The organism is Intrasporangium sp. (genome assembly GCF_039812505.1).
GTDB lineage: Bacteria > Actinomycetota > Actinomycetes > Actinomycetales > Dermatophilaceae > Intrasporangium_A.
Genome location: NZ_JBDIAQ010000056.1, coordinates 1 through 22490, shown reverse-complemented (window position 1 = coordinate 22490; position 22490 = coordinate 1). Strand labels below are relative to the sequence as shown.

General features: G+C 73.3%; 25 protein-coding genes. 3 read left to right on the top strand and 22 right to left on the bottom strand.

Features of this window, described 5'->3' with window-relative positions:
• Positions 1-32 precede the first annotated feature (32 nt).
• Positions 33-1046, bottom strand: a complete 1014-nt coding sequence (locus WMI84_RS09355; RefSeq protein ID WP_347352471.1) for a LacI family DNA-binding transcriptional regulator — start codon at positions 1044-1046, stop codon at positions 33-35.
• Positions 1047-1341: 295 nt separating this feature from the next.
• Here WMI84_RS09355 and ugpC point away from each other — a divergent pair, with 295 nt between their 5' ends.
• Entirely contained in the window at positions 1342-2439 is a 1098-nt protein-coding gene (gene ugpC / locus WMI84_RS09350) for a sn-glycerol-3-phosphate ABC transporter ATP-binding protein UgpC (protein WP_347352469.1), read from the top strand.
• A 190-nt stretch (positions 2440-2629) separates the two neighbouring features.
• Here ugpC and WMI84_RS09345 read toward each other — a convergent pair whose 3' ends face one another.
• From WMI84_RS09345 to WMI84_RS09290, 12 genes are all read right to left on the bottom strand, one after another.
• The gene (locus WMI84_RS09345) at positions 2630-3730 is read right to left on the bottom strand and encodes a lysylphosphatidylglycerol synthase transmembrane domain-containing protein (protein WP_347352468.1); all 1101 of its coding nucleotides are present in this window, start codon (positions 3728-3730) and stop codon (positions 2630-2632) included.
• 211 nt (positions 3731-3941) lie between these two features.
• Positions 3942-5186, bottom strand: a complete 1245-nt coding sequence (locus WMI84_RS09340) for a DUF4032 domain-containing protein (RefSeq protein ID WP_347352466.1) — start codon at positions 5184-5186, stop codon at positions 3942-3944.
• 25 nt (positions 5187-5211) lie between these two features.
• Positions 5212-5760, bottom strand: a complete 549-nt coding sequence (locus WMI84_RS09335; protein WP_347352464.1) for a vitamin K epoxide reductase family protein — start codon at positions 5758-5760, stop codon at positions 5212-5214.
• Complete coding sequence (locus tag WMI84_RS09330; protein ID WP_347352462.1) at positions 5757-6641, bottom strand: DUF929 family protein; 885 nt, start codon at positions 6639-6641, stop codon at positions 5757-5759. The genes WMI84_RS09335 and WMI84_RS09330 overlap by 4 nt, the downstream gene beginning before the upstream one ends.
• Before the next feature lie 211 nt (positions 6642-6852).
• On the bottom strand, positions 6853-7839 hold the full coding sequence (gene rlmB / locus WMI84_RS09325; protein WP_347352460.1) for a 23S rRNA (guanosine(2251)-2'-O)-methyltransferase RlmB: 987 nt from the start codon (positions 7837-7839) through the stop codon (positions 6853-6855).
• Position 7840: 1 nt separating this feature from the next.
• Entirely contained in the window at positions 7841-9322 is a 1482-nt protein-coding gene (cysS, locus tag WMI84_RS09320) for a cysteine--tRNA ligase (RefSeq protein WP_347352458.1), read from the bottom strand.
• Positions 9323-9427: 105 nt separating this feature from the next.
• Complete coding sequence (locus WMI84_RS09315; protein ID WP_347352456.1) at positions 9428-10117, bottom strand: MBL fold metallo-hydrolase; 690 nt, start codon at positions 10115-10117, stop codon at positions 9428-9430.
• The gene (locus WMI84_RS09310) at positions 10114-11196 is read right to left on the bottom strand and encodes an S-(hydroxymethyl)mycothiol dehydrogenase (RefSeq protein ID WP_347352455.1); all 1083 of its coding nucleotides are present in this window, start codon (positions 11194-11196) and stop codon (positions 10114-10116) included. Before WMI84_RS09310 ends, WMI84_RS09315 begins: the two co-directional genes overlap by 4 nt.
• A gap of 143 nt (positions 11197-11339) precedes the next feature.
• Positions 11340-11831, bottom strand: coding sequence for a 2-C-methyl-D-erythritol 2,4-cyclodiphosphate synthase (ispF, locus tag WMI84_RS09305; protein WP_347352453.1), 492 nt, complete (start codon positions 11829-11831; stop codon positions 11340-11342).
• The gene (locus tag WMI84_RS09300) at positions 11828-12616 is read right to left on the bottom strand and encodes an SDR family oxidoreductase (RefSeq protein WP_347352451.1); all 789 of its coding nucleotides are present in this window, start codon (positions 12614-12616) and stop codon (positions 11828-11830) included. Before WMI84_RS09300 ends, ispF begins: the two co-directional genes overlap by 4 nt.
• Positions 12617-12703: 87 nt before the next feature.
• Complete coding sequence (locus tag WMI84_RS09295) at positions 12704-13495, bottom strand: 2-C-methyl-D-erythritol 4-phosphate cytidylyltransferase (RefSeq protein WP_347352449.1); 792 nt, start codon at positions 13493-13495, stop codon at positions 12704-12706.
• The gene (locus WMI84_RS09290) at positions 13495-13977 is read right to left on the bottom strand and encodes a CarD family transcriptional regulator (RefSeq protein WP_347352447.1); all 483 of its coding nucleotides are present in this window, start codon (positions 13975-13977) and stop codon (positions 13495-13497) included. The genes WMI84_RS09295 and WMI84_RS09290 overlap by 1 nt, the downstream gene beginning before the upstream one ends.
• Before the next feature lie 310 nt (positions 13978-14287).
• Here WMI84_RS09290 and WMI84_RS09285 point away from each other — a divergent pair, with 310 nt between their 5' ends.
• Positions 14288-14842, top strand: a complete 555-nt coding sequence (locus WMI84_RS09285) for a hypothetical protein (RefSeq protein ID WP_347352446.1) — start codon at positions 14288-14290, stop codon at positions 14840-14842.
• A 117-nt stretch (positions 14843-14959) separates the two neighbouring features.
• On the opposite strand, the gene WMI84_RS09280 is transcribed toward WMI84_RS09285, so the two are convergent.
• The 3 genes from WMI84_RS09280 to mshA form a co-directional block, all read right to left on the bottom strand.
• Positions 14960-15703, bottom strand: coding sequence for a phosphoglyceromutase (locus WMI84_RS09280; protein ID WP_347352444.1), 744 nt, complete (start codon positions 15701-15703; stop codon positions 14960-14962).
• A 24-nt stretch (positions 15704-15727) separates the two neighbouring features.
• Positions 15728-16210, bottom strand: a complete 483-nt coding sequence (locus tag WMI84_RS09275) for a YbjN domain-containing protein (protein WP_347352473.1) — start codon at positions 16208-16210, stop codon at positions 15728-15730.
• 113 nt (positions 16211-16323) lie between these two features.
• The gene (mshA, locus tag WMI84_RS09270) at positions 16324-17628 is read right to left on the bottom strand and encodes a D-inositol-3-phosphate glycosyltransferase (RefSeq protein ID WP_347352442.1); all 1305 of its coding nucleotides are present in this window, start codon (positions 17626-17628) and stop codon (positions 16324-16326) included.
• A 141-nt stretch (positions 17629-17769) separates the two neighbouring features.
• On the opposite strand from mshA, the gene WMI84_RS09265 reads away from it, so the two are divergent.
• Positions 17770-18609 (top strand): class I SAM-dependent methyltransferase, encoded by an 840-nt coding sequence (locus tag WMI84_RS09265; protein ID WP_347352441.1) that lies wholly within the window; start codon positions 17770-17772, stop codon positions 18607-18609.
• Here WMI84_RS09265 and WMI84_RS09260 read toward each other — a convergent pair.
• The 6 genes from WMI84_RS09260 to WMI84_RS09235 all read right to left on the bottom strand — a co-directional run bounded on the left by WMI84_RS09260 (position 18579) and on the right by WMI84_RS09235 (position 22312).
• Entirely contained in the window at positions 18579-19013 is a 435-nt protein-coding gene (locus WMI84_RS09260; protein ID WP_347352439.1) for a phosphomannose isomerase type II C-terminal cupin domain, read from the bottom strand. The genes WMI84_RS09265 and WMI84_RS09260 overlap by 31 nt on opposite strands.
• Positions 19014-19060: 47 nt before the next feature.
• The gene (locus tag WMI84_RS09255; RefSeq protein WP_347352437.1) at positions 19061-19375 is read right to left on the bottom strand and encodes a DUF2516 family protein; all 315 of its coding nucleotides are present in this window, start codon (positions 19373-19375) and stop codon (positions 19061-19063) included.
• Between the two features lie 69 nt (positions 19376-19444).
• Positions 19445-19870, bottom strand: coding sequence for a D-aminoacyl-tRNA deacylase (gene dtd, locus WMI84_RS09250; RefSeq protein WP_347352435.1), 426 nt, complete (start codon positions 19868-19870; stop codon positions 19445-19447).
• A gap of 2 nt (positions 19871-19872) precedes the next feature.
• The gene (locus WMI84_RS09245) at positions 19873-20847 is read right to left on the bottom strand and encodes an asparaginase (protein WP_347352433.1); all 975 of its coding nucleotides are present in this window, start codon (positions 20845-20847) and stop codon (positions 19873-19875) included.
• Between the two features lie 59 nt (positions 20848-20906).
• On the bottom strand, positions 20907-21851 hold the full coding sequence (locus tag WMI84_RS09240; protein WP_347352431.1) for a hypothetical protein: 945 nt from the start codon (positions 21849-21851) through the stop codon (positions 20907-20909).
• 5 nt (positions 21852-21856) lie between these two features.
• Positions 21857-22312, bottom strand: coding sequence for a helix-turn-helix domain-containing protein (locus WMI84_RS09235; protein WP_347352429.1), 456 nt, complete (start codon positions 22310-22312; stop codon positions 21857-21859).
• Between the last annotated feature and the right edge of the window lie 178 nt (positions 22313-22490).

Here is a 22490-nt window from a genome sequence, read left to right as displayed (position 1 = left end):
CGCCCCGGCCCGGGTGTCCTCGCCGGCGGGGGTCAGCGGCGGCGCACCGCGGCCGTCGAGCCGCGGACCACCAGCTCGGGGCGGAAGACGTACTCCGCCCGCGGCGAGGGCTTGCCGGCGATCTCGTCGAGCAACGCCCGGGCCGCGGCCGCACCCATCGCGCTGACGCTCTGCCGGATGGTGGTCAGCGGCGGGTCGGTGAACGCGATCAGCGCGGAGTCGTCGTACCCGACGACGGACAGGTCGCGCGGCACCTGCAGCCCCCGCTTGCGCACCTCGCGGATGGCGCCGAGCGCCATCATGTCCGAGCCGCAGACGATCGCCGTGCAGCCCTTCTCGACCAGGCGGCCCGCGGCCGTCGCACCGCCCTCGACGGTGAACAGTGAGCGCTCGATCAGGTCGTCGACGTCGGAGCGGCCGAGCAGCGTCTGGTAGGAGCTGCGGAAGCCGGCGATCTTGCGGATCACCGGCACGTAGCGCTCCGGGCCGATGGCCAGGCCGATCTCGCGGTGGCCGAGCTCGACCAGATGCTCCAGCGAGAGCCCCATCGAGGCGACGTCGTCGTTGGAGATGAACGGCGCGTCGACCCCGTCGACGTAGCCGTTGACCAGGACCAGCGGCAGCCCGCGCTCGCGCAGGGCGACATAGCGCTGCGGGTCCGTGGTCACGTCGGCGTGCAGGCCCGAGATGAAGATGATCCCGGACACGCCGCGGTCCAGCAGCATCTGCACGTAGTCGTCCTCGTGCACCCCCCCTGCCACCTGGGTGCACAGGACCGGGGTGTAGCCGCTCTGCGCCAGCGAGCTCTCGACGACCTGGGCGAAGGCGGGGAAGATCGGGTTGGTCAGCTCGGGCACGATGAGCCCGACGAGCCCGGCGCTCTTGCGGCGCAGCCGGCTCGGACGGTCGTAGCCGAGCACGTCGAGGGCCGTCAGCACGGCCTGCCGGGTCGACTCCGCGACCCCGGGCTTGCCGTTCAGCACCCGGGAGACGGTCGCCTCCGACACCCGGGCCTGCTGCGCGATGTCGCGCAACCGCGCCTTCACGTCCGCCTCCTCCTCCCGACCGGGAGCCCCCGTCGGGCAGGCCCGAGACCCCGCCCGGCACGAGGTGGCCCGGCCGTCCAGTGGCAGAACTGTAGCCAGAAACCGCCCCGCCTTGCGCGGCTTGCAGCAAGATCTTGCAGCGTGCGCGGAGGCCCGGCACGTGCACAAGGGATGGACAAGCGCTTTGCCCCGTGGGCGACATACGACATGATGGCGGTGCGACCCTACCGGGTCGGCACCTTTACAACGGACCGTCCGGCACGTTCCTGCCGGTGAAGGAAAGGCAACGACGCCCATGGCAACAGTGACGTTCGACCACGCGACCCGGATCTACCCGGGCAACCCGAAGCCCTCGGTCGACGACCTCAACATCGACATCACGGACGGCGAGTTCCTCGTCCTCGTCGGCCCCTCCGGCTGCGGCAAGTCCACCTCCCTGCGCATGCTCGCCGGGCTCGAGGAGGTCAACGGGGGCCGCATCCTGATCGGCGACCGCGACGTGACCAACCTGTCCCCCAAGGACCGCGACGTCGCGATGGTCTTCCAGAACTACGCGCTCTACCCGCACATGTCCGTCGCCGACAACATGGGCTTCGCGCTCAAGATCGCCGGCATCGACAAGGGCGAGATCCGCAAGCGCGTCGAGGAGGCCGCCAAGATCCTCGACCTGGAGCAGTACCTCGACCGCAAGCCGAAGGCCCTGTCCGGTGGTCAGCGCCAGCGCGTCGCGATGGGTCGCGCCATCGTCCGCTCGCCGCAGGTCTTCCTCATGGACGAGCCGCTGTCCAACCTCGACGCCAAGCTGCGCGTGCAGACCCGCACCCAGATCGCCTCGCTGCAGCGCCGCCTGGGGGTCACCACCGTCTACGTCACGCACGACCAGGTCGAGGCGATGACGATGGGCGACCGCGTCGCGGTGCTCAAGGACGGCATCCTGCAGCAGTGCGACTCGCCCCGGCAGATGTACGACCACCCGGCCAACGTCTTCGTCGCCGGCTTCATCGGCTCGCCCGCGATGAACCTGCTCGACGCGCCGATCGTCGACGGCGGCGTCGACGTCGGCGGGCACACCGTGCCGGTGCCGCGCGAGGACCTCGCCAAGGCCTCCGGCCACGTCACGATCGGGGTGCGCCCCGAGGACCTCGACGCGGCCGCGGACGGCGACGGCATCCCCGTCTCGGTCGACGTCGTCGAGGAGCTCGGCGCCGACGCCTACATCTACGGCTCGACCAAGGCCAAGCAGCTCGCCGGCGCGGACGACGAGGCCACGCCGTTCATCGCCCGCGTCGACGGCCGCCGGCCCCCGGAGAAGGGCACGCTCATCCACCTCAAGCCGAAGCCCGGACACATCCACGTGTTCAACGCCGAGACCGGGCTGCGCATCAGCAACTGACGCCCGGCCGCCCGCACGACACCCAGCAGCGGCGGGTCCCGACTGTTCCGGCCGACGGGGCCCGCCGCTTCTTCGCGTCTGATCGACAGTGCAGCATTCCCGATCGACCGTGCAGCATTCCCGATCGACAGTGCAGCATTCCCGATCGACAGTGCAGCCCGAGTATGCCGCCGTCTCGCGCGGGGTGGGCTCAGTCTCCGGCGAGCGGACGGCTCGCCGGGACTCGCCAGTGGCGGGCCCGCAGGTGCCAGCCGTAGGCGAGCGCCGCGCCCGGGATCTCGCAGACGAAGGTGAAGAAGCTGAAGAGCAGCACCCCGGCCAGGGTGGTGGTCGGGTCGCCCCCGAGGGCGACCAGCACGGCAGCCGCGCCGGTCTCCGCGAACCCGGTCCCACCCGGCGTCAGCACGACCACGGTGAGCATCCGTCCGCAGGCATAGCCGGCGACGATCGCGGCCGGGCCGAGGTGGCTGCCGACCACCGCCAGGCACGCCCACATCAGCAGGCCCTGCAGCGCGACGTAGGCGAGCATGCCGAGCAGCAGGGCTGCGCGGCCGGCCCGCAGCAGGTCGCGGGCGCTCTCGCGCAGGCTGGCCAGCTCCTCGCCCAGGCCGCGCGGACCGGGGCGCCGCACCACCCGGGCCAGCCGGGCCGCGGCTCCCGTGGCGCCCTGGACGACCCGCGCGGAGACCCGGTCGCTGACGAGCACGGCGGCGACCAGGCCGATGACGGCGGCGCAGACCGCGGCGCCCACCCCGGCGGCAGCCAGGACCGAGCCGCTGACCCGGGCGCCGGCGAAGAGCAGCCCGGCCAGGCCGAGGACGGGCAGCGCGAGACGCGCGACGACGTTCCACACCCCGGTCACCGCGGTGAACAGGGCGATGCTCCGGTGGCTCAGGCCGTACTGGCGGGCCATCGCCCAGGTGGCCCCGACGCCGACCGCGCCGCCGAACGGGACCAGGTTGGACACGCCGCTGCCGACGAGGTTGAGCACGAAGGCCTGACCGGTGCGCAGCCCCGGCAGGGAGGCGGTCATCACGAAGGTGTATGCCCAGAGCCCGACCAGCCACAGCAGCGTGAGGCCGGTCAGCTGCCAGAGCGAGACGGAGGCGATGGCGTGCAGCGCGGCGTCCCACGAGGTGCCGGTGACCTGCGGCAGCACGATCGCGAGCAGGGCCACCAGCAGCGCCAGCGAGAGGCCGGCCTGCACGGTGCGCCGCGACGGTCGTGCTGCGCGGTCGGCCACCGCAGGCCCCAGCGGGGTCGGCGGGGCTGCCGTCGTGGTGCTCGACATGCGTGTCACGGTCCGGGTGTCCTCACGGTGGCTCACTGCTGAACGGAGCGGCCGGGGGGGGCCGCTGATACCAAGCGTGCGGCACCGGGAACCTCCCGGGCCACCGGGTTTCACCCTGGTCCGGTTACGGGTTCTCCCTGATTCTGCCCGGCGCTCGCCGAGCACCGGGCGGGTGCGCCGGCGGCCGGCGGAGCGCGGGCGGACCGGTCGGTCAGTCGTGCTTGGCGATCACCGGCATCTGGATGGTGTCGACGCCGACGACGGCCTCCTCCTCCGGCTTGGCCGGCAGGACGGTCCGGATGTAGTCGCGGATGGCCTCGTCGAGCAGGACGTCGTGCCCGGCCCGCTCGCTGAGGTACCAGCGGTGCTCCAGGACCTCGTGGAACACCTCGGCCGGCTCCAGTCGAGTGGTCAGCTCGCGCGGGACGGCCCGGGTCACCGGCTCGTAGACCTTCGTCAGCCAGTCGTGGGCGACCAGCTCCTCGTCGTCGTTCTGCCGGTCGGTGGCGGCGGCGTAGGCATCGAGGTCGTTGAGCAGGCGACGCGCCTGGTTCTCCCCCACGTCCAGCCCGGTCAGGCGCAGCAGCCGCCGGGAGTGGTGACCGGCGTCGACGACCTTGGGCTGGATCTGGATGTGGGTGCCGTCGACGTCGGTCATGATGCTCAGCTCGTCGACGTCGAAGCCGAGGTCGTTCAGCCGCCGGATCCGCTCCTCGACCCGCCACCGGTCCCCGACGCCGAAGCGCTCGGTCGCGGTCAGCTCCTCCCAGAGGGAGTGGTACCGCTCGACGATCGAGGCGGCGATCTCGAACGGGTCCGCGTTGTCGTCGAGATAGCCACCGGCCTGCAGGTCCATCAGCTCACCGGTGATGTTCACCTGCGCGATATCCAGGTCGTGGGCCCGCTGGCCGTCGGACAGCGACGCGTGCAGCTCACCGGTCTCGGCATCGACGAGGTAGGCGGCGAACGCCCCGGCGTCGCGCCGGAACAGCGTGTTCGACAGGGAGACGTCACCCCACCAGAAGCCGTCGAGGTGCAGCCGGACCAGCAGCAGCGCGAGCGCGTCCATGAGTCGGACCGCGGTGTCGGGCCGCAGGCTCTGGCTGAACAGGGCCCGGTAGGGCAGGGAGAACTGCAGGTGCAGCGTGAGCAGGCAGGCGTCCAGCGGCGTGCCATCGGCGGCCGCGCGGCCGTGGACCACACCGAGCGGCTGGACGCTCGGCACCTCGAGGCGCCGCAGGCTGCGCAGCATGGCGTACTCGCGGTCGGCGATGTCGGCCTTGATCTCCTTGACCGCGAGCACCCGCCGACCCTGGCGGACGAACCGCACCACGTGCCGGGAGATGCCTCGGGGCAGGGCGGCCAGCGTGCTCTCCGGCCAGTCCTCCAGCGGCAGGCGCCACGGGAGGTCGAGCAGCTCGGGCGTGGGGCGGGCGGTCGTGATCTGCAGGGTCACCGGTCCATCGTGGCACGTCGGCCGGTCAGCGCCGCCGCCCGCCCCGACCGGCCGGGGCGGAGGCCGCGACTGCGCTACCGCTGGGCGGCCCGGAGAGGATCTGCCCGAACATGACGGTGACCCAGAGCAGGAACGTCGCCGTGTGCACGACCGTGCACCAGAGGCAGATGGCGTGGATCTGGGAGACCTCGGCCCAGATCAGGTAGACGACCATGCCCAGCCCGATGGTGAGCCATCCGAGCCGTGCCGTGTCGAGCCACGCCTCGCCCCGGCGCCACACCGTCGGCCAGCACAGCACGAGCAGGGCGGCGAAGAAGAGCAGCCCGAGCAGCGCGACCGGGATGCCGAGGAGCGTGGACCACTCGCTGGAGGTGACCTTGACGCAGTCGACGACGCCGTTGGCGGTGCAGGCCAGGGTCGCGTTGTCGGTGAAGTGCTCGTAGGTGAGGTAGGCGGAGGTCAGCAGGCCGATGCCGACCAGCGCAAGCGAGACCGGGACGAGCCAGCTCGGACGCTCGCGCGCGGGGACGGCTGCGGCCGGGCCCCGCGCGGAGCGGGTCACGTCACGGGTCATCGCTTGAGCAGCGGGGCGGTCTCGACGACGGCCTTGCTGCTGCACACGTTGGACGGCTTGTTGTCGGTCAGGGTGCAGATCTGGGCGGTCACCGCGTTGGCGTTGGCCATGATCGGCGCCCCGAGCTCACCCGTGCCGGTCAGCATCTGATCGACGATCTTCGTCCAGGCCGTGTCGTCGCTCAGGCTGACGAAGCTCTGGATCGGCACACCCGACCCGACGGTCTGGTGGGTGCCGTAGAACGTCCACGGGATCGCGCCCTTGTTCTGGGTGTAGGGCGGCGCGTTGTACTTGGTGAAGAGCGGCTCGATGTCGGCCGGGATCGACTCCAGCGGCTGGCCGTTGCGGTCCTGGGTCTCGACGGCCCGGAAGGTGAGGTAGTCGCTCTGGTACTTCAGGTCCTTGAAGGAGACGGTCGGGATGTTGCCGTCCTGCTCGGCCGACCGTGTCGTGGTCAGGCCGGAGAAGGTGCCGAACCGCTCGAGCGCCGCGACGAGCGACCAGCGCTCGGTGGCGCAGTACGGGCAGTACTCGGCGCCGACGTAGACCACCTCGGGCTTGCCGTCGCTGGTCAGTGCCATGCCGCCGTCGAGCTTCTGCGGGATCGAGTTGGGGGCGGTCGGCTTGCCCGCGGCGTCGAAGGCCGAGGCGGGTATGGTGCTCAGCTTGGCGATCGCCGCGTCGGCGCCCGAGTTGGCCGAGGCGGCCGGCTGGCTGGGCCGGCTCGAGACGGCCAGGCCGATGGCGACCGCGATGATCACGACGACGACCGCGACGGCGGCCGTCACGAGCTGCTTCTGCTGGCGTTCCTTGCGCGCGGCTGCCGCGCGCATCTCGGCGGCCTTGCGCGTGGCCTCGGCCCGAGCGGTGTTCTTGCCCACGGGTGTCCTTCTCTCGGCGGCATGTCCCGGCGCCCTGCGCCGGGGCCAGCGTACCCGTCCGTACTGTGACCTCCCGGACGCCGACTTCCCGGACGCCCGACCTCCCGGACGCCTGCACCCGGTTGACGATCGACGGGCCGCGGTTGTTCCGGCACCGCCGCCGTGGCGGGGCTCGGGTTCGGGCCCGGGCCCGACCCGGCCGGCGCCGACCTCAGGCCCGGCGCTGCCGGGCGATCTCGTAGAGCGCGACCCCGGTGGCCATCCCGGCGTTCAGCGACTCCACCGCCGAGCTCATCGGGATCGAGACGACCTGGTCGCACGTCTCGCGCACCAGCCTGGACAGGCCCTTGCCCTCCGACCCGGTGACGACGACCAGCGGGGAGTCGGCGAGCGGCAGGTCGGGTAGCTCGACGTCGCCGCGCATGTCGAGCCCGACCACGAAGAAGCCGGCCTTCTTGAACTCCTCGAGCGTCCGCGTCAGGTTGGTGGCCCTGGCCACCGGGACCCGGGCGGCGGCTCCCGCCGAGGTCTTCCACGCGGCGGCGGTCATGCCGGCCGAGCGGCGCTCCGGCAGCAGTACCCCGTGCCCGCCGAACGCCGCGACGGACCGGACGATCGCCCCGAGGTTGCGGGGGTCGGTGATCCCGTCGAGGGCGACGACGAGCGGCACCCCGGGCGCCTCCGGGTCGATCAGGTCGTGCGGGTCGGCGTAGTCGTAGGGCGGCACCTGTAGGGCGATCCCCTGGTGCACCGCCCCGTCGGTCAGGCGGTCGAGCTCGGGCCGTGGCGTCTCCAGGATGGGCAGGCCGAGCTCGGCGGCCCGCCGCAGCGACTCCCGGACCCGGTCGTCGGAGTCGATCCGGGTCGCGACGTACATCGCCGTGACGGGTACTCCGGCTCGCAGCGCCTCCACCACGGAGTTTCGCCCGGCCACCAGCTCGGTCGTGCCGCGGCCGCGCCGCGTCGAGCGGGTGCCGCGCGCCTCGGTCGGCCCTCGCGCACCGGTCCCGCGGGACCCGCCACCGGCCCGCCGGGCCGTCGCCTTGGCCCGCCGGTGGGCGGGGTGGTACTCGCGGTCGACGGCCTTGGGCGTGGGCCCCTTGCCCTCGAGCGCCCGTCTGCCCCGCCCGCCGGACCCGGCGGCCGGGGCCTTGCCGCCCTTGCGCACCGCCCCGCGACGCTGTGAGCTGCCCGGCATGTCAGCCCGCTCCGGCCCCGGCGGCCCCGGCGGACCCCGGGCTGCCGCCCGACCGGTTGAGCGACCAGCGCGCCCCCGACGGGGTGTCCTCGATCGAGATCCCGGCGGCGGTCAGGTCGTCGCGGATCGCGTCCGCGCGGGCGAAGTCACGTTCCTGCCGGGCGGACTGGCGCGCGTCGAGCGCCTGGGCGACCAGCGTGTCGAGGGCCTCCTGTGCGAAGTGGCTGCTCGTGCGGTCGGCCGACCGGGTCCAGTGCTCGGCGAGCGGGTTGACCCCGAGGACCTCGGCCATGGCGACCACCGCGGCCGCCGCCGCCAGCGCCGCGTCACCGTCACCCTCGTCCAGCGCGGTGTTCCCGGCCCGGACGGTCTCGTGGATGACGGCCAGCGCGCCGGGCACGCCGAGGTCGTCGTCGAGCGCGAGGCGGAAGTCCTCGGGAAGGTCGTGAGCGGCATACGAGCTCGCCGGCGGGATCTCGCGGCGGTGCGCGACCCGCTCGAGGAAGCCCTCGATCCGCTCGACCGCGGCGGCCGCCTCGTCGAGCGAGCCCGGGTGGTACTCGATCGTGGAGCGGTAGTGGGCGGCGGTCAGGTAGTAGCGCAGCACGATCGGGCGGGTCGTGCGCAGCAGCGCGCGCACCTCGAGGGAGTTGCCCAGCGACTTGCCCATCTTCTGTCCCTTGACGGTCACCCAGGCGTTGTGCAGCCAGTACCGGGCGAAGCCGAGCCCGGCCGCGCGCGACTGCGCCTGCTCGTTCTCGTGGTGCGGGAAGCGCAGGTCGATGCCACCGCCGTGGATGTCGAACTCGTCGCCCAGGTAGCGGCGGGCCATCGCCGAGCACTCGAGGTGCCAGCCGGGCCGGCCGGTCCCGAACGGCGTGGGCCACGAGGCACTCTCGGGCTCCTGCGCCTTGCGCCCCTTCCACAGCGCGAAGTCGCGCGGGTCGCGCTTGCCGCGCGGGTCGGCGTCGTCGGCGCTGGCCATGTCGTCGAGGCTCTGGTGCGACAGGGACCCGTACTCGGGCCAGGAGCGCACGTCGAAGTAGACGTCGCCCGAGCCGTCGGGCGCCGGGTAGGCGTGGCCCCTCTCGACCAGCGTCTGCATCAGCGTGACCATGTCGGTGATGTGGCCGGTCGCGCGCGGCTCGTACGTCGCGGGCAGCACTCCCAGCGCCTCGAGCGCCTGCGTGGTGAGCCGCTCGTTGCGGTAGGTCAGCGCCCACCACTCCTCGCCGGCGTCGGCGGCCTTGCGCAGCACCTTGTCGTCGATGTCGGTGACGTTGCGCACCAGCGTGACCCGGTAGTCGTGCCCGGTCTCGAGCCAGCGCCGCAGCACGTCGAACGCGATGGCGAACCGGATGTGCCCGATGTGCGGGGCGCCCTGGGTGGTGAGCCCGCAGATGTACATCCCGACCTTGCCCGGGACGCGGGGCGTGAAGTCGCGCAGCTCACGGGCGGCGGTGTCGAAGAGTTGGAGACCCACCCGCGTGAGTCTAGTGGCGCGCCGCGCCCGTCCTCGCCGGCCGGGGTCGCCCGCCCGGCTCCGGTATGCCGCTCGGCGCCGCCGCGTCGGCCGCGCGCTCCCGGGTCAGTGCCCCCGCGCGACCCACTCGGGCAGGTGGGGCCGTTCCGCGCCGATCGTGGTCGAGGCCCCGTGGCCGGGGTGCACCACCGTGTGGTCCGGCAGGTCCAGCAGCCGGTCGCGGATCGAGGCGATGATGGTGTCGAAGTCGCTGTACGACCGCCCGGTCGCGCCGGGCCCGCCCGCGAAGAGGGTGTCGCCGGAGAAGAGCACCCCGAGCTCGGGGGCGTGGAAGCAGCAGGCGCCCGGCGAGTGCCCCGGGGTGTGGATCACCAGCAGGTCGACGTCGCCGACCGTGACCACGTCGCCGTCGTGCAGGTCACGGGTGGGGGCCAGCCCGGGATGGGTCAGGTCCCAGAGCACCCGGTCGTCCGGGTGCAGCGCGACCTGCGCGCCGTGGCAGGCCTCGAGGATGTCCGGCACCACCCGGACGTGGTCGTCGTGGGCGTGCGTGAGCAGGATCGCCCGCAGCCGGCGGTCGCCGATCGCGGCGATGATCGGCACCGCGTCGTGCGGCGCGTCGATCAGGACGCACTCCGTGTCGTTGCCGACGATCCAGACGTTGTTGTCGACCTCCCAGGTGCTGCCGTCGAGGCTGAAGGTGCCGCTGGTCACGGTGTGCTCGACGCCGACGCCGCCGGACGAGGTGACCCCGACCCGCTCGACGCGCCCGCTGTGCGGGTGCTGCCCGCTCACAGCTCGACCACCGAGCGCAGCACCTCACCACGCCGCATCCTGGCGAACGCCTGCTCGATGTCGCCGAGCCCGATCCGCTCCGAGACGAACGCGTCGAGGTCGAAGCGACCCTGCTGGTAGAGGTCGACGAGCATCGGGAAGTCGCGGCTGGGCAGGCAGTCGCCGTACCAGCTCGACTTCAGCGCCCCCCCGCGGCTGAAGATGTCGATCAGCGGCAGCGTCAGCTGCTTGTCGGGGGTCGGCACGCCGACCAGGACGACCCGCCCGGCCAGGTCCCTGGCGTAGAAGGCCTGCCGGTAGGTCTCCGGACGCCCGACCGCGTCGATCACCACGTCTGCGCCGAAGCCGCCGGTCAGCTCCCGGATCGCCTCGACCGGGTCGACCCGGCCGGAGTTGACGGTGTGCGTGGCGCCGAACCGCCTCGCGCCCTCGAGCTTGCCCTCGTCGACGTCGACCGCGATCACCGTCGTAGCGCCCGCGACGGCGGCCCCCGCGACGGCCGCGCACCCGACGCCGCCGCACCCGATGACGGCGACGGACTCGCCGCGCCGCACCTCGCCGGTGTTCACCGCGGCCCCGAACCCGGCCATGATGCCGCAGCCGAGCAGCCCGGCGGCCGCCGGGTCGACCTCGTGCACCTTCGTGCACTGGCCGGCGGCGACGAGGGTCTTCTCGGCGAAGGCGCCGATGCCGAGCGCCGGCGTGAGCTCGGTGTCGTCGATCAGCGTCATCCGCTGGGTGGCGTTGTGGGTGGCGAAGCAGTACCAGGGCTGGCCCTTGCGGCAGGCCCGGCACTGCCCGCAGACCGCGCGCCAGTTGAGGATGACGAAGTCGCCCGGCGCGACGCCGGTGACCCCCGCGCCCACCGACTCGACGACGCCGGCCGCCTCGTGGCCGAGCAGGAACGGGAAGTCGTCGTTGATCTCGCCTTCCTTGTAGTGCAGGTCGGTGTGGCACACCCCGCAGGTCTGGACCGTCACGACCGCCTCGCCCGGCCCGGGGTCGGGCACGACGACGTCGACGAGCTCGACGTCGGCCCCCTTGGTCCGGCTGATGACTCCCTTGACGGTCTGCGGCATGGCCCATCCTCTCGTGTCGTCTCCTGCCCTCCACCCAAGCCGGGCCGGCGTGCGGATGCAACCCGCACCGGCTCCCCTCCCCTGTGGGTCCCCCTCGGCGATGGTCCGTTGGCCGGTGGGTCCGGCGAGGTGGTCGGGCTCGGTCACATGGGGCGGGGGACGACCAGCGCGGTGGCGACGGCGGCCAGGCCCTCCCCCCGGCCGGTCAGGCCGAGCCCGTCGGTGGTCGTCCCGCTGACCGAGACCGCGGCTGCGGCGGCGTGGGCCAGCACCGCCTGCGCCTCGGCGCGGCGGCGCCCGATCCTGGGGCGGTTGCCGATCACCTGGACGGCGACGTTGGCGATGTCGAAACCGGCGGCGCGCACGAGGCGGGCCGCCTCGGCCAGCAGGACGGCACCCGAGGCCCCGGCGAGCTCCGGCCGGTCGGTGCCGAAGTGGGCGCCGAGGTCACCGATTCCCGCGGCCGAGAAGAGCGCGTCGCACGCGGCGTGCGCCGCGATGTCACCGTCGGAGTGTCCCGCCAGCCCCCGCTCGCCCGGCCAGAGCAGGCCGGCCACCCACAGCTGGCGGTCCGAGCCCTCCGCCGCGAAGGCGTGCACGTCGACCCCGACCCCGACGCGCGGGGCCCCGGTCACGTGGTCTTCCAGTCGATCGGGCCGCGATGCACGTCGTGCGACGGGGACTGGGCGACCGGCCGGACCACCAGCGTGTCGACGTTGACGTGCTGCGGCAGGCCGACGACGAACCCGACGCACTCGGCCACGTCCTCGGCGCGCAGCGGGTGGTCGACCCCTGCGTAGACGCGGTCCGCCGCGGCCGGGTCGCCGTGCAGCCGGGTGAGGGAGAACTCCTCGGTGTGGACCATCCCGGGGCGGATGTCACAGACCCGGACGTGCTCCCCGTTCAGCTCGAGGCGGAGGGTCTCGCTGATCACCGACGTGCCGTGCTTGGCCGCGGTGTACCCGCCGCCGCCCACGTACACCGACTGTCCCGCGATCGAGGACATGTTCACGATCGTGGCGCGCGGCGACCGGCGCAGCAGCGGCAGCGCCGCCTTGGTCACCAGCATCGTACCGAGCACGTTCGAGGCGAACATCTGCTGCCACTCGGCCGGGTCGCCGTCCTCGATCCGGCTGGTGCCCAGCGCGCCGCCCGCGTTGTTGACCAGGATGTCGAGCCGGCCGAGCCCCGTGACGGCCTGACCCACCCGGTCGGGGTCGGTCACGTCGAGGACGAGGACCTGCGCGTGCTCACCGATCACGCCGGCGGTCCGCTCGAGAGGCTCGCGGCGCCGCCCGGCGACGACGACGTCGAACCCGTCGGCGGCCAGCCGCCCGGCCACGGCGGCCCCGATCCCGGTGCCTCCTCCGGTGACGAGGGCGAGGGGTCGTGCGGGCGGCTCGGTCGGTGGGGTGGTCACCCGGTCGAGGATAGGCGCTCTGCGGCCCGCCCGGGAGCGCTGGAGCTGCGGCCCGCGCGGGCCGGCGCCGGCGGGTCGCCGGGCCGGTCAACCGGTCAGCAGCCGGGCCGCCCGGTCGAGGTCCTCGCGTGTGGTGACCTTCAGCGCCCGCTCGTCACCGGCGACGACCAGTACCGGCGCGCCGAGTCGCTCGACGAGCCCGGCGTCGTCGGTGGCCTCCGCCGCGCCGGCGTGGGCGCGCTCGAGCACCGCGCGGGCGAACCCCTGTGGCGTCTGGATGGCGCGCAGCCGGGCCCGGTCAGGGGTCGCCACCACCCGGCCGGCCGGGTCCACCTGCTTGATCGTGTCGACGACCGCCACGCCCGGCACCACGGCGACAGCGCCGGCCCGGACCGCCCCCACCACCCGGGCGAAGACCTCCGGTGGGGTCAGGCACCGGGCCGCGTCGTGGACCAGCACGATGCCGACCCGGGCGGACAGCGCCGCCAGCCCGGCAGCGACGGAGTCGCCGCGCCCGGCTCCGCCGGGCACCACCGTGACTTCGACCTGCCGCGGCCGGAAGCTCGCCGGGGTGTGGACCGGCGGGTCCGGCTCGGGGTCGACCGGGGCCGGCTCGGCGCGGGGCTCGGGGTCGACCGGGACCGTCTCGGCGCACGGCGCGGGGCCGACTGAGCGGCATACCTGCTCGGCACGCTCCAGCCACCCCGGCGGCGCCACGACCACGACCTCGGCCAGGCCGGGACAGGACAGCGCCCCTCGCAGCGCGCGCCCGAGGATGGGCACGCCCGCGAGGGGCGCGAACGCCTTGGGGACCTCGGCCCCCAGACGAGTACCGGAACCGGCGGCGACGATGACCAGACCGACGTCCGCCGACGACATCAGGAGGCGAGGACCTCGTCGAGGATCGTCTCGGCCTTGTCCTCGTCGGTCTTCTCGGCGAGCGCGAGCTCGGAGACGAGGATCTGGCGGGCCTTGGCCAGCATCCGCTTCTCACCGGCGGACAGGCCACGGTCCTGGTCACGGCGCCACAGGTCGCGCACGACCTCGGCCACCTTGATGACGTCGCCGGAGGCGAGCTTCTCGAGGTTGGCCTTGTAGCGGCGGGACCAGTTGGTCGGCTCCTCGGTGTGCGGAGCCCGCAGGACCTCGAAGACCCGGTCGAGGCCCTCCTGGCCGACCACGTCGCGAACGCCGACCAGGTCGCAGTTCTCGGCGGGCACTTCGATCGTGAGATCGCCTTGGGCGACCTTGAGCTTGAGGTAGAGCTTGTCCACTCCCTTGATCGTGCGGGTGTTGATTTCCTCGATCAGTGCGGCCCCGTGATGCGGGTACACGACCGTCTCGCCGACCTTGAACGCCATGTGCTGTTTTCCCCTTTCGCAACCAACAGGTTATCACGAAGCGTCTCGCATCGCGATCCCAGGAATGGACATCTGCGCAGGTCAGAGCCATTGTCACGGCCGGAAGGACGGATTCGGCGGACTTGACACGAGGCTGCTCGGCATGCTGTCCCGCGCCCACCGCGCGTGGTCGCGCGCCGCTGGAGCGGGTGCGGCGGCGCCGCACCGCGCGGCTGTCCGGGTCTTCCCGGGGCTGCTCGGGCGGGTCCCGGAATCGCCCGGCGGCAGTGCCACCGACCGCAGCGGACGGTGCGCCGGTAGGCTGGCCCGCGTGAAGCCTCGACTCCTGCCCCAGACCCCCGTGCGTCGCACCCTGGCGGCCCTCGTCACGGCCGCCACGGTCACGCTCGGCACCGCCGGTTGCATGGTCTTCTCGCCCGTCCAGACCGACGTGCCGTACGCTCCCGCCGACGGCGTCCAGGCCGACCTGGGCAGCGTCGCGATCCGCGACCTCGTCCTGGTCGTGGGCGGCTCCGGCGAGGCGATGGTCTCCGGCGGTCTGGTCAACCAGAGCACCGAGCCGGTCACCGTCCAGTTCGCCGCGCAGGAGGAGGGCAACGGCTCCGGCGTCCAGCTGGACCTGCAGCCGAGCGAGCAGGTCAACCTCGCCGATCAGGGCCTGCAGCTGAGCGGGATCACCGCGAAGCCCGGCACTGTCATCCCGGTGCAGGTCACCAGCAGCACCGCCGGCACCACGCTGCTCAACGTCCCCGTCATCGCCGACACGGGCTACTACGCCACGGTCACGCCGACCGCGGTTCCGACCGTGGTCACGCCGACCGGGGTCGCGACCACGGTACCGAGCACCGTCACGCCGACCGGCTGAGCTCCCGCAGCAGCGCGAGAGGGCCCCTCCTTCGAGGGGCCCTCTCGCACGTTTGCGGGTGTGCCGCCCGACCCGGTACCACCGGCGTCGAGGGCCGGGACGGGCGCCGGCGGGTGGTCACCGGCCCTGGTTGGCGACGGCCTCGGCGGCAGCCCTGGCCGCCTCCGGGTCGAGGTAGCGTCCACCGCGGGTCAGCGGCCGGAAGGCGTCGTCGAGCTGGTAGACCAGCGGCATACCGGTCGGGATGTTCAGCGCCGCGATGTCCGCGTCGGAGATCTCGTCGAGGACCTTGACGAGGGCCCGCAGCGAGTTGCCGTGCGCCGCGACCAGGACGGTGAGCCCGTCGGCCAGATCGGTCTGGATCTCGTTCTCCCAGTAGGGCACCAGCCGGGCCACCACGTCCTGCAGGCACTCGGTGCGCGGCATCGCCTCGCCCAGCCCGGCGTACCGCGGGTCGCCGGTCTGGGCGTAGCGGTCGGCCGGGTCGATCGGCGGTGGCGGCACGTCGTACGAGCGCCGCCACCGCATGAACTGCTCCTCGCCGAACTGCTCGAGGACCTCCTTCTTGTTCTTGCCCTGCAGGGCGCCGTAGTGGCGCTCGTTGAGCCGCCAGTCGCGCTTGACCGGGATCCAGTGCCGGTCGGCCGTGTCGAGGGAGATGTTGGCGGTCGTGATGGCGCGCCGCAGCACCGAGGTGTGCACGATGTCGGGCAGGATGCCCGCGTCGGCCAGCAGCTCGCCGCCGCGCACCGCCTCGGCGCGGCCGCGGTCGGTCAGGTCGACGTCGACCCACCCGGTGAAGAGGTTCTTGGCGTTCCAGTCGCTCTCGCCGTGGCGGAGCAGCACGAGCGTGTACGTCATGGCGGCCAGCCTATCCAGACCGGTTCACCCGCTCACCGGGCGCGCGCCGTCCCCGGGCCGATCGAGCAGGTGGCGGAACGCCTCCAGGTTGCGCGTCGACTCGCCCCGCGAGACCCGCCAGGCCCACTCCTTCTTCATCGAGGTCAGGAAGCCGAGGGTCAGCAGCTCGTTGAAGGTGTGGTCGGCCGCGGCGAGCACCACGCCGAACAGCCGGTCGAGCCGGTCGGCGTCGACGGCCTGCGTCGGCAGCTCACCGCGCAGGTAGACGTCGCCGTCCGTGTCGATCGCGTAGGCGATGCCGGTCAGCCGCAGGTTCTTGCGCAGCAGGTACCGGTAGAACGCCTCGTGGTTCTCGTCGGGGTTGCGGATGACGAAGGCCATGATGCTCGTCGTCGCATCCCCGATCACGAGCGAGACGACAGTCTTGAGCTTCTGCTCTCCCGGGAGGGAGACCACGTACTCTCCCTCGCGCGCGCCTGGCTCCCACTCCAGGGAGACGGACTGCAGGTATGCCGCCGTGCGGGCTCCGGCGCGGGCGGCCGGGCTCGCGCCCCGCTCGGTGGCGGCCTGCTCGGCCGTGCGTGTCTCGGTCGTCGGCTGCTCGGGGGCTGGGGTCTGGTTCACCGGATCACCGCCGTCGTCGGGGCTGCGGCGAGGCGCTGGTCCCCGTCGTGGGCTGGGTGGGCGTGCTCGTACATGGCCCGCGCGTACACGTCGACCAGGCGCTCGGTGGTGGCCGGCCACCCGAAGCCCGCGGCATGCGCGACCGCCTTCTGCGACAGGGCTTGTCGCGCCACCGGGTCGCGCAGGAGCGAGCCGATGACCTCGGCCCAGCGGCCGGGGTCGTGGGTCGGCAGCAGCACCCCGCCGTCGCCGACGGCCGTGGGCAGGCCGCCGACGGCTGCCGCGACCACCGGCGTGCCGCACGCCTCGGCCTCGATGGCGACCAGCCCGAACGACTCGGAGTGGCTCGGCATGACGACGAGGTCGGCGGCGCGGTACCACTCGGCCAGCACCGGGCGCGGGACCGGCCCCACGAACCGGACGAGGTCGCCGATGCCGAGCTCGGTGGCCAGCTCCTCGAGCTGGTGGGGCCGGGCCAGGCCGGTGCCGCTCGGACCGCCGAGGACCGCGACCTGCAGGGTCCGTCGGCGCTGCGGGTCGCGGTGCACGAGGGCGGCGGCCGCGCGCAGCAGGATGTCTGGTGCCTTCAGCGGCTGGATCCGGCCGACGAACAGCAGCAGGTCGGCGTCGGGGTCGAGCCCGAGCGCGGCCCTGGCCGGCGCCCGGTCGCCCGGCGTGAAGGTGTGCAGGTCGACGCCGGGAGGGACGATCGAGACCTTGCGCGGCACGGCGTCATACAGCTCGACCAGCTCACCTGCCTCGCCCGCGGTGTTGGCGACCAGCCGGTCGGCGGCCTCGACCACCTGGACCTCGCCGATCTCGCGACCGGGCGGCTCGCGGGTGTCTCCCTCGGCCAGGTGACCGTTCTTGACCCGGGCCATGGTGTGCATCGAGTGGACGAGGGCGACCCGCCACCGGTCGGCGGCGAGCCAGCCGACCTGGCCGGAGAGCCAGTAGTGGGAGTGGACCAGGTCGTAGTGGTCCTCGGGGACGGACAGGCCGGCGTGCATGGTGCCGGCCGTGAACGCGCACAGCTGGCCGGGCAGGTCCTCCTTCGAGAGCCCTTCGTACGGCCCGGCGGTGACGTGCCGGACCCGCACGCCCGGCACGAGCTCGACGTCGATGGGCAGCTCGCCGCTCGTGCGCCGGGTGAAGATGTCGACCTCGATGTCCCGGGCGGCCAGCTGCTTGGCGGTCTCGGCCACGTAGACGTTCAGGCCGCCCGCGTCGCCCGTGCCGGGCTGCTCGAGCGGGGAGGTGTGGACGCTGATCATCGCCACCCGTCTCGGCTGGGCTGTCATGGCTACCTCCTGACACACCGCGATCTGCCCGGACCAGGTCCACTCTTCACCAATCCGCTCTTCCGGCTCAAACCGCCCCGGTCGGGCCGGGTATTCCCGGTGGGCGACGCGCCGGCGCGCGGGGCGACGTAGGCTCGCCGGGTGGACGACCGACCAGCAGGCTGCCGGCCGGTCGGCACGATCACGCGCGGCACGACGGGCCCCAACCGGCTGCGTCGGTGCGACCGGTGGCTCGTCGGCCCGCAGGCGTGGCGGCTGCGCCGGGCCGGGCCCGGCCCGGTGGTGGTCGACCTCGGTTACGGAGGTTCGCCGGTCACTGCCCGGGAGCTGCACGATCGGCTGCGGCGGGTGCGACCCGACGTGCAGGTCGTCGGGATCGAGATCGACCCGGCCCGGGTCGCGTCCGCCCAAGGGGTGCAGCGCGACGGCCTGCGCTTCCGGCTCGGCGGCTTCGAGGTTCCCCTGGAGGGCGGGGCGCGAGCGAGTCTGGTGCGGGCCTTCAACGTGCTGCGGCAGTACGACGAGGCCGACGTGGCCGGGGCCTGGGCACAGCTGCAGGACCGGCTCACCGACGACGGGCTGCTCGTCGACGGCACCTGCGACGAGGTCGGCCGGCGGGCGAGCTGGGTGGCGGTGGACCGTTCGGGTGCGCTCAGCCTGACCTTCTCGCTGCGGCTGCGTGGCCTGGCCCGGCCGTCCGACGTGGCCGAGCGGCTCCCGAAGGCGCTGATCCACCACAACGTGCCCGGTGAGCGGGTGCACGCCTACCTGCGCGCCCTCGACCGGGCCTGGGCCCACGCGGCGCCGCAGGGCTCCTTCGGGGTCCGGCAACGGTTCATCTCGACCGTGCGGGCGGTCTCGGCGGACTGGCCGCTGCTCGACGGGCCGCAACGGTGGCGGCTCGGCGAGGTCACCGTCGCCTGGCCGGCCGTGGCCCCGGGACCATCGCCCTACCGGTCGTCGTCGCCGGCTCGGGCGTAGTCGTCCTGGAGACGTTCGATGTCGGCCTCGTCGAAGTGCCCGAAGCCGACCTCGAGCAGCCGCCCGGCCCTTGGGCCCGGGTTGCCCATCCGGTGGATGGACCCCCGGGGCACCCAGACGGTCTCGCCCGGCTCGGCGACCCAGTGGCGGTCGTCGACGGTGATCTCGATCGGCACGTCGAGCACCTGCCACATCTCGCCGCGGTGGTCGTGCCTCTGCAGCGAGAGGCGGTGCCCCGGTTCGACGGTGATGATCTTGACGGTGACCTGCTCGTTGGAGACGAACTGCTGGAAGTTGCCCCACGGCCGTTCGGCCAGGAAGATGTCCCGGGTCGGGTTGCGGTCGCCGAGGTCGTAGTCGTCGGGGTGGTGCTGGGGCGCGAAGTCGTGCTCCTCGGCCGGCACCGCTACCCCGCCGGCGGGCCGGCCTCGCCGGGACCCACTGCCACCGGTCACCACGGGCGGTTCCGGCCCGAGCCGATGCCGCGCACGTGCCGGAGGGCGGGGCGGACGTCGGCGAGGTAGACCGCGGCCGCGACGAAGGCGATGATGCCGATCAGCGAGACGACGTTGAAGACCGAGACGATGCCGAAGAGCAGGGCGACGCCGGTGACGAGCAGCCAGAAGGTCCGGGTGCGCTTCCCGGCCGCGGCGTAGGCGGCTTCGGGATGGCGCAGCGCGTCCAGGAACGCGAACAGCTCGCAGCCCAGGGCGGCAACTCCCAGCACCGTGAGCACCAGTGACTGGAACCCGTAGAACAACGCCATGCGAACAAGCGTAACGGCCCGGGCCGGGCCGCCCCGACGTTTGCCGGTGCGTCATGGCTCACGGTCCGGTCAGGTCTCGACGAGGACGGTGAACGGACCGTCGTTGGTCGCGGTCACGGTCATCATCGCTCCGAACCGCCCGGTGGCGACCTCGACCCCCTTACGGCGCAGGGCGTCCACGAGCGCGTCGATGACCGGTTCGGCGACCGGTCCCGGGGCGGCCGCGCTCCACGAGGGGCGCCGGCCCCGGCGGGTGTCGCCCTGCAGGGTGAACTGGCTCACGAGGAGCACCGGCGCGTCCGCCGTCAGCACGCTGCCTTCGTCGCGCAGGATCCGAAGCTCGGCGATCTTGCGAGCCATCCGTTCGACCTGCTCCGGCCCGTCGGCGTGGGCGACGCCGACCAGGGCGAGCAGCCCGGGCCGGCAGATCTCGCCGACGACCGTCCGGTCGACCTCGACACGCGCGGAGGTCACCCGCTGCAGGACCGCCCGCACGGTCAGAGGCCGACCGGGAGCACGGCGCCGACGGGCTCGCCGTGGCCGAGGACCGGCTGCGTCTCGAGGGCGGCGAGGGGCGCGGCTTGGGTGATGCCGACGCCGCGCAGGATCGCGGCGAGCACGACCGGGCACGCGCGCGGTCCGCCGTCGGCGACCTTGACGGCCACCCCGCGACCGTCCGCCAGGCCGACGGCATACACGGACTCCGCGCCGTCCTTCGCGACGAGGCCGGGCACGCCGGCGATGAGCGCGGTCACGTCGCGGCCGGTGCCGCCGACGTGCTCGGGATGGGTGCGGATGGCCGCGGCGACCGTTGCCTCCGGACCCTGCGTCGCACTCGCGATCCGGCCGAACGCCCGGGCCAGCCCGACCAGCGGGACCGCATGGATCGGGGCGCCGCAGCCGTCGACCGCGACCGCGCTGACCGGTCCCCCGGTGAGGTCGACGACGGCCGCGAGGATCGCCTGTTGCAGCGGGTGGTCCGGGTCCCGGTAGTCCGCGATGTCCCAGCCGGTGGCGACGCAGGTGGCCAGCATCGCGGAGTGCTTGCCCGAGCAGTTCTGCGCCAGCGGCCGCTTCGGGCGCCCGGCGCGGATCCAGGCAGTGCGGGCCGCCTCGTCGAGCGGGTAGTCGGGGGTGTTCTGCAGGTCGGCCTCGGTCAGTCGGGCTCCGTCGAGGATCTCGCGCACCCCGGCGAGGTGGAGCTCCTGCCCGGAGTGGCTCGAGCAGGCCAGGGCGAGGAGCGGGGCGGGCAGCCGCAGGCCGGAGCGGAGCATCCCGATCGCCTGGATCGGTTTGCTCGACGAGCGGGGGAAGACCGGACCGTGGGCATCGCCGACCTCCCGCAGCACCGCCCCGTCCGGGCCCGTCACCACGGCCGTGCCGCGGTGGACGGACTCGACGAAGCCGCCGCGCACGACGTGCGCGACGACCGGGGCGGCGGTCAGGACGGGCGAGACGGACTTGGCGGGCACGTCCCGCAGTATGCCGCAGGGCCGCCACCCGCTCGGGATGGCGGCCCTGCGGTCGGGCCTCACTCGGCCGCGCTGGTCCCGGCCTTCTTGGCCGGTGCCTTCTTCGCGGCCGCCTTCGTGCCCGCCGTCTTCGTGGCCGCCGCCTTCTTGGCCGCCGGCTTCGCGGCCGTCTTCCGGACCGTCGCCTTGGCGGTCGTCTTGCGGACCGCCGGCTTCGCGGCCGTCTCGGTGCCCGCTGGCTTCGAGTCCGCCGGCTTGGCCGTCGGGACCGGGGCCGTGGCGGCCGGTGTCGCGGTCACGGTCTTGGCCGCGGTGGCCGGCTGCGCCGGTGCCGCAGCCTCGTCGATGGCCTCGGCGGAGTCGTGGAGCTGGTCGATGACCTGCGCCGCGCCGCTCCGGAAGGCGCCGGCAACCGCCTGGGACACGTCGTCGGCCTCCCCGACGACGGCGTCCGCGACCTTGCCGATGCGCCCCACGGCCTCGCCGGACCGGGTCGCGACCTCGTCGGCCAGCTTGTCGCCGTGGGCCCGGATCTCGGCCACGACCCGCTCGCCGCGGTCCGCGTCGGACTCGTACTGGTCCTTGGCGTTGCTCGCGAGCTGCAGCCCGTGGCTCATCACCTGGGCGGGCAGGTCATGGGCGTGTGCGACGAACTTCTCGGCGAGCTCGGTCGCGAGCCGCTGCATCTCGGTGGTGCGCACCTGCAGGTCGGCGACGCGCTTCTTCAGCTCCTTCTGCAGGTCGGCCGCCTCCTTCTTGGCCCCGCCGCGCAGCTCGGAAACGGTGGCCCGCTGCCGCGTCGACTCGAGCTGCTCACGGGCGTGCCTGATCGTCTCGACGGTGCGGTCCGCCGCGCCGACGACGGCGAAGAACGGCGTGGGGTCGACGCTGACGTCGACGTCGGACAGCCGGGCCTCGAGCGCGGCCCGGACCTCGGCGACGGTGGCCTCGGCCTGCTGCTGCGCCTGCTTGACGGCCTTGACCAGCTGCTTGTTCAGATCCATGGTGGTTACTCCTTCTCGGGGATCGCGTCGGACGTTCCCCGGCGCGACGGGTGCCGGGACGTGCCGGCCGTTGCCGCTCGCCTCCGGGTGGTGGACTCGGGCTCCTTGCCGGCGTCCTCGCCGACGAAGGAGAGGTAGACCTCGACGAGCACCGCGCGCTGCCGGTCGGTCAGGACCGGGTCGGCGGCGATGGCCGAGAGGACGTCCGCGGCAGCCTGCGGGTCGCTGACCCGCTCGTCGAGGATGCCGGCGCGGATGTAGAGCGACTCGGCCGACACCTGCAGTGCTCGCGCGATCTGCTGGAGGATCTCGGCGCTGGGCCGCTTCAGGCCCCGCTCGATCTGCGAGAGGTAGGGGTTGGACACCCCCGCCAGCTCGGCCAGCTGCCGCAGCGACAGCTGGGCGTTCTCGCGCTGTTCACGCAGGTACGCCCCGAGGTCGGGGAGCGGAAGCTTGCTCATGGCTCCATTATGCTAACTACAGCAAGCAGGATGCAAACTGCGGCTAGCGTGAGTCCGGCCACACCCGGCCACACCCCCGGTCCGCGCGCCCTCACCCCCTGCTCCCCCCAGCGGAGCAGGGGGCCCGCTGCTGCTCCCAGCGGAGCAGGGGGCCCGCTGCTGCTCCCAGCGGAGCAGG

What these genes read in the sequence shown, in the direction of transcription:
- WMI84_RS09345 (WP_347352468.1), bottom strand. Translation starts at nt 3,730, where the DNA reads ATGTCGAGCACCACGACGGCAGCCCCGCCGACCCCGCTGGGGCCTGCG.
- WMI84_RS09240 (WP_347352431.1), bottom strand. Translation starts at nt 21,851, where the DNA reads ATGGATCTGAACAAGCAGCTGGTCAAGGCCGTCAAGCAGGCGCAGCAG.
- mshA (WP_347352442.1), bottom strand. Translation starts at nt 17,628, where the DNA reads ATGACAGCCCAGCCGAGACGGGTGGCGATGATCAGCGTCCACACCTCC.
- ugpC (WP_347352469.1), top strand. Translation starts at nt 1,342, where the DNA reads ATGGCAACAGTGACGTTCGACCACGCGACCCGGATCTACCCGGGCAAC.
- WMI84_RS09280 (WP_347352444.1), bottom strand. Translation starts at nt 15,703, where the DNA reads ATGACGTACACGCTCGTGCTGCTCCGCCACGGCGAGAGCGACTGGAAC.
- rlmB (WP_347352460.1), bottom strand. Translation starts at nt 7,839, where the DNA reads ATGCCGGGCAGCTCACAGCGTCGCGGGGCGGTGCGCAAGGGCGGCAAG.
- WMI84_RS09295 (WP_347352449.1), bottom strand. Translation starts at nt 13,495, where the DNA reads ATGTCGTCGGCGGACGTCGGTCTGGTCATCGTCGCCGCCGGTTCCGGT.
- WMI84_RS09235 (WP_347352429.1), bottom strand. Translation starts at nt 22,312, where the DNA reads ATGAGCAAGCTTCCGCTCCCCGACCTCGGGGCGTACCTGCGTGAACAG.
- WMI84_RS09335 (WP_347352464.1), bottom strand. Translation starts at nt 5,760, where the DNA reads ATGACCCGTGACGTGACCCGCTCCGCGCGGGGCCCGGCCGCAGCCGTC.
- WMI84_RS09310 (WP_347352455.1), bottom strand. Translation starts at nt 11,196, where the DNA reads ATGCCGCAGACCGTCAAGGGAGTCATCAGCCGGACCAAGGGGGCCGAC.
- WMI84_RS09255 (WP_347352437.1), bottom strand. Translation starts at nt 19,375, where the DNA reads ATGGCGTTGTTCTACGGGTTCCAGTCACTGGTGCTCACGGTGCTGGGA.
- WMI84_RS09290 (WP_347352447.1), bottom strand. Translation starts at nt 13,977, where the DNA reads ATGGCGTTCAAGGTCGGCGAGACGGTCGTGTACCCGCATCACGGGGCC.